The organism is Sphingorhabdus arenilitoris (genome assembly GCF_042651485.1).
Taxonomy (GTDB): Bacteria; Pseudomonadota; Alphaproteobacteria; order Sphingomonadales; family Sphingomonadaceae; genus Sphingorhabdus_B; species Sphingorhabdus_B arenilitoris.
This window is the reverse complement of record NZ_JBHSDH010000010.1, coordinates 228,525-241,864: the sequence shown is the minus strand read 5'-3', so window position 1 is coordinate 241,864 and position 13,340 is coordinate 228,525. Positions and strand designations below refer to the sequence as shown.

The window sequence follows — 13,340 nt, the reverse complement described above, 5'->3', positions numbered from 1 at the left end:
ACAGGACACAGACTGAAATGAGCGAAGCGCATAAGCCGGCCATGCCGCCACCTGCAAAGCAGCCTTCCGCAATACGTCACCCATTGACGGTGCGGTTATGGCATTGGGCAAATGCGGCAGCGCTAATGATTTTGTTGATGAGCGGTTTGATGATTTTTAACGCTCACCCCCGGCTATATTGGGGCGAATATGGCGCACATGATGACCCTGCCTGGTTCGAAATTGGTGATGATCAAGGGCGCGGCTTCATACAGATTGGCGACAGGCGCCTCGATAGCACTGGAATTCTGGGCGTATATGAAGGTGCCGACGGGACCCTGAAAACCCATGCCTTTCCGTATTGGGCGACCATACCGTCCGAATATAGCCTTGCCGATGCCCGGCTATGGCATTTGGCTTTTGCCTGGATATTCAGCCTCGCCCTGATGCTATATTTGATCGCCGGGCTGTTGAAAGGGCATATACGGGACAGCTTGCATATCACTCGCCAGGAATGGCGGCCTGCCCATATCTGGCAAGACATCAAGGACCATCTCCGCCTCCGTTTTGCCAAGGGAGATGAAGCCGGACATTATAATATATTACAGAAATTCAGTTATATAGCCGTGATATTCCTAATGTTGCCAATGATGATCTTCACCGGCCTTGCCATGTCTCCTGCGATGAATGCGGCTTGGCCCTGGTTGATTGATATATTTGGCGGGCGGCAATCGGCACGCTCCCTTCATTTCCTGATCGCGTTTTCGCTCATCGGCTTTTTCGCCGTGCATATGGTGATGGTGTTGCTGGCTGGACCGGTGAAGCATATCCGGGCGATGGTCACCGGACGGCCTCCAAGGAACGACGCATGATCAAAGGCGACAAGAAGCCCATACTCCCCCGCCGCCGTTTTTTACAAGCGGCAGGCGCTGCCGCTGGCGGATTGTTGGTCACGGGATGCGATGCGTTAAACGACAATGCGGGCGTTCGGCAGATATTAAGCGGCGCTGAAAAACTGCATCAGGGTGCCCAGCGGATCATCATGGACAGAAATGCCTTGGCCCGCGAATATCGCTTGGCCGATATGTCGCCGAAATTCAGAATGAATGGTTCGATCACGGGCGATACGGACGAATATCAGGCACATTTGGCGCAACGGTTTGCCAACTGGAAACTCAAAATTGACGGCATGGTAGCGCGCCGGGCGTCCTATTCCTTGGCGCAGCTTATGGCCATGCCGTCGCGGGAACAAATTACGCGGCATGATTGTGTCGAAGGATGGAGCGCCATCGGCCGGTGGCGCGGGCCGCAGCTGGGGCCCCTATTGGATCGGAGCGGCTTATTACCCGCCGCCCGCTATCTTGTCTTTCACTGTGCCGACCGTTTTGGAGCGGATGCCTATTATGAAAGCATCGATCTGATTGATGCTTTTCACCCGCAAACGATATTGGCCTGGGGCATGAATGGTGCCATGCTGCCGACCGGGCATGGCGCGCCCATCAGGCTGCGCGTGGAGCGGCAATTGGGATATAAGCATGCCAAATTTGTCATGCGGATTGAGGCTACCGATGATTTAACAAAATTTGGTCAGGGCAAAGGCGGATATTGGGAGGATGTCGCCGATTATGCCTGGTATGCTGGCATTTGATCCACTCCCGCTGCACAATAGCTTCACTGGCCTCAATTATCGGCTATAGCAGCGGCAATGATAACGCCCGATGCGCCATTTTTATTCTTCGATGATGCGAGACGGGATAATGCCGCGCCCTCGCGGTTATATCAACGGCCGGACCAGATTTTAACCGCAACTGGCCCATCGCAATTGCCCGAACTTTTTTCATCGCTGCGTCAAGCGCGGTTAGACGGTTATCACGCGGCAGGCTATTTGGGATATGAAGCGGGCTATGCGCTGCAACATGCATCATTTGCAGCGGTAGCGGATCAAAATGCACCGCTTGCTTGGTTCGGGTTATTTAAAGACTATCAGATTGTTGATCGCACCGCCGTGGCGTCATACCTTCCTAACCCGGCGGGGGCCTATCTGTCGGCGGTTCAGCTTGAAATAACCGCAAGTGAATATCATGCAGCTTTTGCGAAAGTGCAGGAATATATCCGCGCAGGTGATATCTATCAGGCCAATCTGACCTTTCGTGCGGCTGCTCGTTATGCAGGAAGCCCGCTTGCGCTATATGCCGCCATTCGCGCAAATGCGGCGGCGGGGTATGGGGCGGCGGTATGGACTGGAAAAGAATGGATATTGTCATTTTCGCCAGAGCTGTTTTTTTCCTGCCGCCAAGGGCAAGTCACGGCCCGGCCAATGAAGGGCACGGCAAGCCGCTGCGCGGATCCCGATAGGGATAAGGCAGCCGCAGAAAAGCTGCGCAGTGATCCCAAACAGCGGGCAGAAAATCTTATGATCGTCGATCTGCTGCGTAACGATTTGTCGCGTATTTGTGTGCCAGGATCGGTCGAGGTGCCCGACCTATTCCGTGTCGAAAGCTATCCAACAGTCCATCAAATGACTTCAACGGTCACTGGCTCGCTTGAAAAGGGGCGCGATGCAGTGGATTTGATCGAAGCAATCTTTCCCTGCGGATCGATAACGGGCGCGCCCAAAATTCGCGCGATGGAAATCATATCCGAAATTGAACACAGCGCTCGCGGCATCTATTGCGGATCGATAGGCCGGATTGATCAGGATGGGGACGCGGCATTCAATGTTGCCATTCGGACATTTTCGTTGGATGAAGAGGCGAAACAGATTTCATTCGGTCTTGGTTCGGGCGTGGTAGCGGATTCGGTTGCGGGCGACGAATGGGCCGAATGTCTGGCCAAGGGGGAGTTTGCGAAAATGGCAGGCTATGGCTTCGATTTGATTGAAACTATGCGGTTTGAGCCGGCGGACGGCCTTATCCGGTTAGAATTGCATTTGGAACGGATGAAGGAAAGTGCAAGGGCATTGGGTTTTGAATTTGATCGTCATGCAGCCCGCAATCAACTGCATGCCGTCACGTTTCATTTGGAAAGCCCCAGCAAGGTAAGATTGCTGTTATCGCGGGCCGGTTCTATCGCGATAGAGGTTCGCCCTCTACCTCAGCCGCCTTCGTCCGATTGGCAGGTCGCGATTACGCGGTTACCCGTTGCTCGTGACGATTTTCGGCTTTGCCATAAATGCAGCGACCGGGCATTTTATGATGATGCCCGCAAACAATATGCGCCCGCCGATGAGGTGCTCTTTACCGATGCGGACGGCTATCTAACCGAAGGCAGTTTTACCTCTATATTCTTGGCGCGTGATGGCAAGTTGCTGACGCCGCCTGTGGCGCGCGGACTGTTGCCATCCATATTAAGGCGCGAGCTGATCGAAAATGGCGAGGCGATTGAGGCCGATTTGCGGCCTGCGGATTTAGAGGATGGATTTTTTGTCGGCAACAGCCTGCGCGGGCTTATTTCTGCGCGAATTCATAGGTCCTGATCCTAAATTTGTTGCGAAATATTCCGGTAGCGCTTACGGGCTTGCACGCAACTAAACGCAAAATTTGCTGGAAAGACTATAATGACGAACCGCCTAACTGCCGCGCTTAACCGGATTGCTCCCTCTGCCACTTTGGCCATGTCGGCCAAGGTAACCGAGCTTAAGGAACAAGGCATTGACGTGATCGGCCTTTCGGCGGGGGAACCCGATTTTGATACCCCGGATTTTGTCAAAGAGGCAGCGATCAAGGCCATTCGCGACGGTGAAACAAATTATACCAATGTTGACGGCATTGCGCCGCTTAAAAAAGCGGTGGCAGCGAAGTTTAAACGCGACAATGACCTGCATTACGAAGTCAATCAGATCAGTGTGAATAATGGCGGAAAGCACACTTTATTCAATGCGCTGGTTGCGACGGTCGAAGCGGGAGATGAAGTGATTATCCCTGCACCCTATTGGGTCAGCTATCCCGATATTGTGCAATTTGCAGGCGGCACGCCAGTCATTGTATCGGCCAGTGCGGATCAACATTACAAGATGCTTCCCGCTCAACTTGAGGCGGCGATCACCCCGCAAACGCGTTGGTTGATCATCAACTCGCCGTCCAACCCAACGGGCGCGGCCTATAGCGCGGATGAGCTGAAGGCGCTGGGCGAGGTCTTGCTGCGTCATCCCCACGTCATGGTGATGACCGACGATATGTATGAACATATCTGGTATGCCGATACGCCATTTGCGACGATTGCTCAGGTTTGCCCCGATTTATATGACCGGACATTGACGGTCAGCGGCGCGTCGAAAGCCTATGCGATGACTGGATGGCGGATTGGCTATGCTGGCGGGCCTGCATGGCTGATAAAGGCGATGGCTAAGCTGCAATCGCAATCCACCAGCAACCCCTGCTCCATCAGCCAACACGCAGCCTTGGCGGCACTCAACGGATCGCAGGATTTCCTGAAAGAACGCAATGCGAAGTTTAAGGAGCGCCGCGATCTGGTGGTGGCAATGCTCAACGATGCCCCGGGGCTAAATTGTCCGGTGCCCGAAGGTGCCTTTTACGTATATCCCGACGCCAGCGAGTTGATGGGTAAAACGACGCCAAAGGGTAAAGTCATTGAAAATGACGAAGATCTGATCGAGTATTTCTTAGACGAGGCGCGGGTTGCGGCGGTGCACGGCGGGGCGTTCGGCCTGTCACCAGGTTTCCGAATCAGCTACGCGACGTCAAACGAGATATTGATTGAAGCCTGCAAGCGCATCCAGTCGGCGTGTGCAGCGCTCAACTGATCGCAAATTCCGGCTGTTTTTCCGCTGTTAAGCTGGGCTTAACGGTATTTATTGCATGCAAAATTGTCGAGCAAAGACGGTAACCTTTCCCGCTTATGCACCGAACAAAGCCTGTGATAATTGGAAAAACATTATGAACCGTCTTGTTGACTTTATCCGTTCCGATCTCTTCCTCAGCCTTGCAGGCGGCTTCGCCTTGGGGCTTGCTGGCATTGCGTTTATCAATCCCGCCAGCGCGGTAAGCAATCAGGATGCGGTAAAGTCCGTGACGGTGGAGACAACTAGTCATGGCGAAATCGAAATTCCCAATCGCAAGTAAAAATAGATTTTATCCTTTGGCGGCTACAACAGCGGCCATTTTCGTGACATTTTTAATCGCCCAAAATGCGGGGCGGCTGGCCGTAACGCAGCCAGCAATGGCGGCTGAAGGCATTAAGATTGCACCTCCTAAATCGGCGATAGTGGAATCCCCCGCATTACAAACGGCGATATTCGCGGGCGGATGTTTCTGGGGTGTTGAGGGTGTATTTGAACATAGCAAAGGCGTCACGCGGGTTGAATCGGGCTATGCCGGGGGCACCAAAGCCGACGCCAGCTATGTCAAAGTAAGTAGCGGACAGACTGGCCATGCCGAAGCAGTGCGCGTGATTTATGATCCCAAAAAAATCAGCTATAATCAATTGCTGCATATATATTTCTCGGTGGCACATGACCCGACCCAGCTCAACCGTCAGGGCCCGGACAAGGGCACGCAATATCGCAGCGCCATCTTCCCGGTCACCGCTGCGCAGAAAAAAGCGGCCGGCGCGTATATTCAGCAATTATCCGTAAAAAGTCCGTGGGGCGCAAAACCGGTGACCCGCATTGAAAGCGGCACATTTTACCCAGCCGAATCCTATCATCAGGACTATATGCGCAATAACCCGAACGACGCCTATATCCGTACCTATGATGCTCCAAAGCTGGTGAATTTGAAGCGATTGTTTCCGGGGGTTTATCGGTAAACAGTTGCGGCGGCGCTGCCTGCTATTTCCCACCCCATAAATCCGGATGGGCATCAATATAGGCGATCATCCATTCAGCGATACGTTCATTGTCCCTGACGCTGAGGTGGTTGTGGCATGCAGTCATTTCCAGTGTCGGAATATTTGTGGGACGAATGGAAAAGTCGCCAAACACAATCTTTCGGACACCTGCCTCACGTGCGACAGAGGTAATTGTGGCCTCGGCTGCATCCACGTTGGGTTGATATTGAGGCATTCCCCACAAGTCTTGCGCGGTTGACCAATCGATCAGAATGGCTGCCTGTGGACTTCGCGTGTGAAGGTCGACGACCAACGCACTTAATGCATCAGTCCAATCGGCATAGAGAAGAAAATGGTCTTTCCACTGTTCTTCGGGTTCAATCGGGCCAGCAATTAAGTCGACCCAACCGCTAATTCGGATAATTTGTGGGCGCCAATTGCTATCAGTATAAGCAACCGATTTATCGGAAAACATATAGGGGTAAAGCGCCGCCAGACCAGATTCTGTTCGGGCATCTTTCCAGTTACGAACAAGCCCACGGCCAGATATGGCATTAATCTGATAATCCGCATCATAATGTTTGGCCACCAGCGCGGCATAGCCAATCTGAACATTTGTTGCCTTACGCCATTCTTCTGGAGAACATTCATGCTTGGTTGAGTTTACGCCGTAGCCAGTCATTGCCGATGGACCGATAAACTCAATCTGCTTCACACGGCTCTGGAACGGCAACGGCTTGTGGTTTCGGGGCACGAAAAAACCGCTGAATGTTCCGCGAACCTTAATGCTTTCGCTGATCTTCTCCAGACGCAGGCGGTGTTTGCCCCATTTTAGGCCGTTGACTGCAAATTCCGAATTTCCCGGTTGGTCTATTATGATCGGCGCATTGTCATCGACGATCAGGCGATACTGATTATAGCGGTCATCAAATTTGAGGAAGACACGGTCGCCGACAAAGGCAGCTTCGAAATATATACCTGGCCATTCATGACTATGCGCCATCGCACCTTTCGGCATGGGCGAGGGCAATGCCGTTGCCTGTGTCCGGCCTCCGATATGTATCGGAACTGTCCGCATATTGGGGGTTATGGCCTGATGCTCGGCGGTGACCGAGACGCTTAAAGGCGCAGCAGGTAGAGTGGCCGGTGATAACAGGCCAACCAGCAGGAAAAAACGTAAGCCCTTGATCATCAAATTTATCTCCCACCCTTACGTCAGCTTTGTAAGATGACAGAGTATTTCTATAGACATGACCCAAGTATGTATAGCTTCGCAATGCACTGCCCGATATACCATCTGGGCACCGCACAGTGTTTCATCATTCCGGTCCGCTTTTGGAGTGATAGCTTGGCAACGCGATTTGCCAATGGATGGCCGAAGCGCGCAGCGCGAAGCCAAGTGGCGCCGCGATCAAGGCGGCCACAAACGGAACCAGCCCCAGCATCAGCAGCAAAGCAAAGGCCGCGGCGGATGCAAAGGCTGCGGTCACATAAAGCTCTGGCCGCATAATGATCGATGGCTGACTGGCAAGCACATCACGGATGATCCCGCCCACACAGGCGGTGATAACGCCCATCAAAATGGCTGGAAAAGGCGGCACGCCAAAGGTCAGCGCCTTTGCCGTACCGAATACGGAATAAGCGGCCAGCCCCACCGCATCAAACCATTCCAGCAAATTGTCCTGCCACCATTTTTCAGGCGCGATCCAAACAAGCAACGCAATGCCAATGCATAACAGAGAAACCAGTCCATCCTGGACCCAAAAAACCGGCGCGCCGATCAGCAGGTCACGGACGCTGCCTCCGCCCACGCCGGTTACCAATGCGAAAAAAGCAAAGGTAACCAGAGTTTGCCCCTGCCGCGCCGCCATCAACGCGCCAGATGCGGCAAATACCGCGATTCCAAAATAGTCGAGTAGTTTAAGCCAGAAGCCGATGTCGGTCATTTTTTGAGGCTACCCCCTTAGATAGGACGATAGGGCCATGATCCTGTCGGCGAAATTTTCGCGGAAAAGCGCACAGCGCGTTGGCACATTTTCAATATCCTTTGAAAGGGATGCGCCAGCGCAGAGCTTCGCCGTTATTCACATATGTATAGGCTTACCCTGTACCGCCATCGCCGCTTCTTTGAGCGCCTCGGCATGGGTGGGATGGGCGTGGCAGGTATAGGCGATATCTTCTGAAGTCGCGCCAAATTCCATCGCCTGCGCCGCTTGTGCGATCATTGTTCCGGCAAGGCTGCTGATGATATGCACGCCCAGCACGCGGTCGGTCGCGGCATCGGCGACCACTTTTACAAAGCCATCGGTGTCGCGGTTCGTTTTCGCGCGGCTATTGGCCATGAAGGGGAATTTGCCTACCTTCACTTCGCCGCGCTCTTTGGCTTGCTCCTCGGTCAGGCCAACGCCGGCAATCTCGGGATGCGTATAGACGACATTGGGGATGACATCATGGTTGATGATACCCGTGAGCCCCGCAATATTTTCCGCAACGGCGACGCCTTCATCCTCCGCCTTATGCGCGAGCATGGGGCCGGGCGCGACATCGCCAATCGCCCAGATGCCGGGCACGCTGGTGCGGAATTCATGGTCGATGTCCACTTGGCCGCGCGCATTGGGCGTGATACCTGCCTTATCGAGCGCCAGACCATCGGTGTTGGGCTTGCGGCCGATTGATACCAGAACCACGTCGGCCTCGATTGTCTGTGCATCGCCGCCTGAGGCTGGTTCGAAAGTCACAGTGGCTTTGCCGCCCTTGGTTTTGACGCCGGTGACTTTGCTACTCGTTTTAATGTCAAAGCCTTGCTTCTTGAATATCTTTGCGGCTTCCTTGCGGACCTCGCCGTCGAAGCCGGGCAGGATTTGGTCGACATATTCGATGACGGTGACCTCCGCGCCCAAACGGCCCCACACACTGCCCATTTCAAGGCCGATCACGCCGCCGCCAATCACAACCATCTTCTCGGGCACTTTGGGCAGCGATAGCGCGCCGGTGCTGTCCACAATGACCTTTTGATCTATCTCCACACCGGGCAGAGGCGTGACGGATGAACCAGTGGCAATGACGATATTTTTGGCGGTATATTCTGAACCCGCCACATCGATGCTATTCGCGCCTGTAAACGCGGCATGGCCTTTCAACCATGTGACCTTATTTTTCTTGAACAGAAATTCGATGCCGCCGGTCAATTCGGTGACGGCCTTTTCTTTTTCCGACAGCATCTGTTTCAGGTCAAGCTTCACACCCGAAAAGCTCACACCGAATTTGTCGAGCGAACCCGACGCGGCCTCTTTATAGATTTCCGACGCATGTAACATGGCTTTTGACGGAATACAGCCGACATTGAGGCAAGTACCGCCGAGCGTATCGCGGCTTTCCACGCAGGCGGTCTTCAGGCCCAATTGCGCGGCGCGGATTGCGGCCACATATCCGCCTGGGCCAGCGCCGATTATGATTACGTCAAATTCAGTGTCGGACATGGATCGTTCCTTATAGGTCAATCAACAAACGGGCGGGGTCTTCGATTGCTTCCTTGATGATTTTTAGGAAGGTCACCGCTTCCCGGCCGTCAATCAAGCGGTGGTCATAGGATAGCGCCATATACATCATCGGGCGGATTTCGACTTTGCCATTTATCGCGACCGGGCGGTCTTCGATACGGTGCAGGCCGAGCACCGCGGATTGCGGCGGGTTGATGATCGGGGTGGACATGAGCGATCCGAACACGCCGCCATTGGAAATGGTGAAAGTGCCGCCTTCCATATCGGCCATGGTCAGCGTTCCGGCCTTTGCCCGCGCCCCAAAATCGCCGATGGTTTTTTCAATCTCGGCAAAGGACATTGATTCCGCGCTGCGGATGACGGGCACGACAAGGCCGTTTGGTGCGCTGACCGCGACCGATACATCGAGATAATTGAAATAGACAATTTCATCGCCCTGAATCTGAGCATTAACGGCCGGCACATCACGCGCAGCGAGCGCCACGGCTTTAGTGAAAAAGCCCATAAAGCCCAAGCGGACGCCATGCTTTTTTTCAAACAAGTCTTTATATTTTGCGCGGGTTTCGATGACTGCGCTCATATCGACATCGTTAAAGGTGGTAAGCAACGCCGCTGTTTCTTGAGCGCTCTTCAACCGCTTTGCCACCGTTTGGCGCAGGCGGGTCATGCGCACCCGTTCCTCGCCGCGTGAGCCAGTGGCGGGAACCGGTGCAGCTTCGGCTGACGCAGGAGCAGGTTGAGTATCAGGCGCGGCCTTTGAATAAGCGATCACATCTTCTTTGGTCAGGCGGCCGTCCTTGCCAGTACCCGTGACCTTTGTTGGGTCCACGCCCAGTTCCAGCACCAGGCGGCGAACCGACGGGGATAATGGCATATCGTTGCCTGCACTGGTCGCGGCAGAAGCCGCCGGGGCCGCAGCGGCCGCTGGCGCTTCTTGTTTGGGCGCTGTATCTGCTGCGGCTTTAGGGACAGACGCGGCCGATCCGGCTTCAATCGATGCGATGACAGCGCCGACATTGACGGTATCACCGGCTTGCACGGAATAATCCCCCATGACGCCAGCCACAGGAGCAGGCACTTCAATCGCAACCTTGTCGGTTTCAAGGCTGGCGATGGGTTCGTCCTGTGCCACGGCCTCGCCTGGTTTTTTCAACCATTCGCCCAGCGTGGCTTCGGTGATCGATTCGCCCAAAACGGGAACTTTGACTTCGGTGCTCATTTCATTGTCATCCTTTTCAGGTCAGCCTTTTTTCTGGCGACGGATTTCACTGCGGACATCATGGCCCAGCGCGTGGGCGATTAAGGCGGCTTGTTCGGCATGGTGGCGGCTGGCGATACCCGTGGCGGTCGATGCGCTGGCTTTGCGTCCCGCATAGATCGCTCGGTTCGGCCCTATTTTTGCCTGCGCCAGACATTCTTCGATCAACGGTTCGACGAAGAACCAGCTGCCGTTATTTTTCGGCTCTTCCTGTGCCCAGATAATCTCTTTCAGATTTTTCATGCGCTTCAACCGCACGGTGAGCGGTTCACCGGGGAAGGGATAAAGCTGTTCGATGCGGATGATTGCCGTGTTTTTGTCACCTGCGGCATTGCGGGCTTCCATCAGGTCATAGCTGACTTTACCGGTGCAAAGAACCAAGCGTTCGACATCTTCATCCTTGGGTGCCCATGGATCGGACAATATCCGCATGAAATGGCTGTCGCCCATGAAATCATCGGCGCTTGACACAGCCAGCTTGTGCCGCAGCAGCGATTTTGGCGTCATGACAATCAACGGCTTCCGGAAACTGCGCTGCATTTGCCGGCGCAGCAAGTGGAAATAATTGGCCGGAGTGGTGCAATTGGCGACTTGGATATTATCCTCTGCACAAAGCTGCAAAAAGCGTTCGAGCCTTGCCGAGCTATGTTCAGGCCCTTGGCCTTCATACCCATGAGGCAACAGCATGACGAGGCCATTAGCGCGTAGCCATTTGCTCTCGCCGCTGGCAATAAACTGATCGATAATGGTCTGTGCGCCGTTAACGAAATCGCCAAATTGCCCTTCCCACATCACCAGCGATTTGGGCTCGGCCCCGGCAAAGCCATATTCATAGCCGAGCACGCCAAATTCGCTCAATGGGCTATCATGCACCTCAAACCGGCCATGCGGAACGGTGGACAGAGGCACATATTTGTCTTCACTTTTTTGATCGACCCATACGGCGTGCCGCTGACTGAATGTACCGCGCCCCGAATCCTGACCCGACAAGCGCACGCCATAGCCTTCAGACAATAATGAACCAAAGGCCAATGCTTCGCCCGTTGCCCAGTCGAAATTTTCGCCGCTGGCAAACATTTCGGCCTTGGCCTTCAGCACCCGTTTCAACGTAGGGTGGATATTCAGGTTATCGGGAATAGTTGTCAGCGTGCGGCCGAGACCGTCGAGCAGCTTTTTGGAAATGCCGGTTTCGACATTGCGCCGCGCGGTTTCTGGATCCGCGGGCTTGGACAGACCGCTCCACCTGCCGCCAAACCAGTCGGCTTCATTGGCCTTATAATCCTGCCCCGCCTTAAACTCTTCCTCGAGCCGTTCAATAAATTGGGCGCTGTGGTCATCGGCCCATTTGGTGTCGATCACGCCTTCTTCTTCCAATCGCTTGGAATAAAGGCTGCCAACGCCGGGATGCTGTTTAATCGTTTGATACATCAGCGGCTGGGTAAAGCCGGGTTCATCGCCTTCATTATGGCCGAAGCGGCGATAGCACCACATGTCGATCACAATATCGCGGTGGAAACGCTGACGGAATTCGATCGCCATTTTGCAGGCAAAGGTCACGGCTTCGGGGTCGTCACCATTCACATGAAAAATCGGCGCCTGAACGCCCTTGGCCACGTCGCTAGGATAGGGCGATGAACGCGCAAATTTTGGTGACGTCGTGAAGCCAACCTGATTGTTGACGATGAAATGGATGCAGCCGCCGGTATTATAGCCGGGAACACCGGAAAAGCCGAGGCATTCCCACACAATGCCTTGCCCCGCAAAGGCCGCATCGCCGTGCAGCAGGACGGGCAAAACCTGATCATGATCGACAAGGTCTTCGCGCATTGTCTGATTGGCGCGCACCTTGCCCAGCACAACCGGATTAACTGCTTCCAAATGCGATGGGTTGGGGACCAGCGACATATGCACTTTAATGCCATCAAATTCGCGGTCCGTGCTGGTGCCCAGATGATATTTCACATCGCCCGATCCGCCGACGTCATCGGGGTTGGAGCTGCCGCCTGAAAATTCGTGGAAAATGGTGCGATAGGGTTTGCCCATCACATTGGCGAGCACGTTTAACCGCCCGCGATGCGGCATGCCGTAGACAATTTCGCGCACGCCCAGTTGCCCGCCATATTTGATGATGCTTTCCAGCGCCGGGATCATCGCCTCACCGCCGTCCAAGCCAAAGCGTTTGGTGCCGACATATTTACGGCCCAGGAACTTTTCATATTGTTCGGCTTCAATCACCTTGGCCAAGATGGCTTTTTTGCCCTCTGGCGTGAATTGGATAGCCGATTCTTTGCCCTCCATCCGGTCTTGCAGGAAACGGCGTTCCTCAATGTCGGAAATATGCATATATTCGAGGCCCACTGGCCCGCAATAATTGGCGCGCAAAATATCAACCAGCTCGCGCACGGTTGTCCATTCCAGCCCCAAATTGCCGCCAACATAGACTTTTTTATCAAGGTCTGCGCCCGCAAAGCCATGATATTCGGGGGTCAAATCGGCGGGAATATCCTGTTTGGTAAGACCCAGCGGATCGAGATTGGCGGCCAAATGCCCGCGCACCCGGTATGTACGGATCAGCAGCATAGCGCGGATGGAATCGCCCGCCGCTGCCTCGACGTCGCCATCGGCCATGGGCTTGCCCGCGCTTTGTACAGCCTGCTTTACCGCCAGCTGCATCTGCGTCGGGTCGAGCGCTGCCGTCAGATCATCGTCCATACCCATCGGCCAGCCGGGCCGTGCCCAGCTTGGTCCTTGTTCGGTTTCGAAATCCTGACCTTCAATACCCATTTTCTTGCCTTTCCGGGATGAGGGAGGTTGCG

The 13,340-nt window shown here is 54.4% G+C and carries 11 protein-coding genes; 6 read left to right on the top strand and 5 right to left on the bottom strand.

Annotated elements, in window-relative coordinates:
- The first annotated feature begins 17 nt into the window (after positions 1-17).
- The 6 genes from ACFOWX_RS02590 to msrA all read left to right on the top strand — a co-directional run bounded on the left by ACFOWX_RS02590 (position 18) and on the right by msrA (position 5,745).
- The gene (locus tag ACFOWX_RS02590) at positions 18-851 is read left to right on the top strand and encodes a cytochrome b/b6 domain-containing protein (protein WP_381421073.1); all 834 of its coding nucleotides are present in this window, start codon (positions 18-20) and stop codon (positions 849-851) included.
- Positions 848-1,627: a molybdopterin-dependent oxidoreductase gene (locus ACFOWX_RS02585; protein ID WP_381420987.1), complete on the top strand. Its 780-nt coding sequence runs from the start codon at positions 848-850 to the stop codon at positions 1,625-1,627. The genes ACFOWX_RS02590 and ACFOWX_RS02585 overlap by 4 nt, the downstream gene beginning before the upstream one ends.
- A 57-nt stretch (positions 1,628-1,684) precedes the next feature.
- On the top strand, positions 1,685-3,454 hold the full coding sequence (gene pabB / locus ACFOWX_RS02580; RefSeq protein ID WP_381420985.1) for an aminodeoxychorismate synthase component I: 1,770 nt from the start codon (positions 1,685-1,687) through the stop codon (positions 3,452-3,454).
- 81 nt (positions 3,455-3,535) lie between these two features.
- A complete protein-coding gene (locus ACFOWX_RS02575) occupies positions 3,536-4,741 on the top strand; it encodes a pyridoxal phosphate-dependent aminotransferase (protein ID WP_381420983.1) in 1,206 nt (401 codons plus the stop codon).
- 133 nt (positions 4,742-4,874) lie between these two features.
- On the top strand, positions 4,875-5,060 hold the full coding sequence (locus ACFOWX_RS02570; protein ID WP_381420981.1) for a hypothetical protein: 186 nt from the start codon (positions 4,875-4,877) through the stop codon (positions 5,058-5,060).
- 43 nt (positions 5,061-5,103) lie between these two features.
- Positions 5,104-5,745 carry a peptide-methionine (S)-S-oxide reductase MsrA gene (msrA, locus tag ACFOWX_RS02565; protein WP_381420979.1) on the top strand — a complete coding sequence of 214 codons (642 nt, stop codon included), beginning with the start codon at positions 5,104-5,106 and terminating at the stop codon, positions 5,743-5,745.
- A 22-nt stretch (positions 5,746-5,767) separates the two neighbouring features.
- Here msrA and ACFOWX_RS02560 read toward each other — a convergent pair whose 3' ends face one another.
- From ACFOWX_RS02560 to ACFOWX_RS02540, 5 genes are all read right to left on the bottom strand, one after another.
- The gene (locus ACFOWX_RS02560) at positions 5,768-6,958 is read right to left on the bottom strand and encodes a hypothetical protein (protein ID WP_381420977.1); all 1,191 of its coding nucleotides are present in this window, start codon (positions 6,956-6,958) and stop codon (positions 5,768-5,770) included.
- Positions 6,959-7,085: 127 nt separating this feature from the next.
- On the bottom strand, positions 7,086-7,712 hold the full coding sequence (locus ACFOWX_RS02555; RefSeq protein WP_381420975.1) for a trimeric intracellular cation channel family protein: 627 nt from the start codon (positions 7,710-7,712) through the stop codon (positions 7,086-7,088).
- A 138-nt stretch (positions 7,713-7,850) separates the two neighbouring features.
- Positions 7,851-9,245: a dihydrolipoyl dehydrogenase gene (gene lpdA, locus ACFOWX_RS02550; RefSeq protein WP_381420973.1), complete on the bottom strand. Its 1,395-nt coding sequence runs from the start codon at positions 9,243-9,245 to the stop codon at positions 7,851-7,853.
- Positions 9,246-9,255: 10 nt separating this feature from the next.
- Positions 9,256-10,485, bottom strand: a complete 1,230-nt coding sequence (gene odhB / locus ACFOWX_RS02545; RefSeq protein ID WP_381420971.1) for a 2-oxoglutarate dehydrogenase complex dihydrolipoyllysine-residue succinyltransferase — start codon at positions 10,483-10,485, stop codon at positions 9,256-9,258.
- 21 nt (positions 10,486-10,506) lie between these two features.
- Positions 10,507-13,308: a 2-oxoglutarate dehydrogenase E1 component gene (locus tag ACFOWX_RS02540; protein ID WP_381420969.1), complete on the bottom strand. Its 2,802-nt coding sequence runs from the start codon at positions 13,306-13,308 to the stop codon at positions 10,507-10,509.
- Positions 13,309-13,340 lie beyond the last annotated feature (32 nt).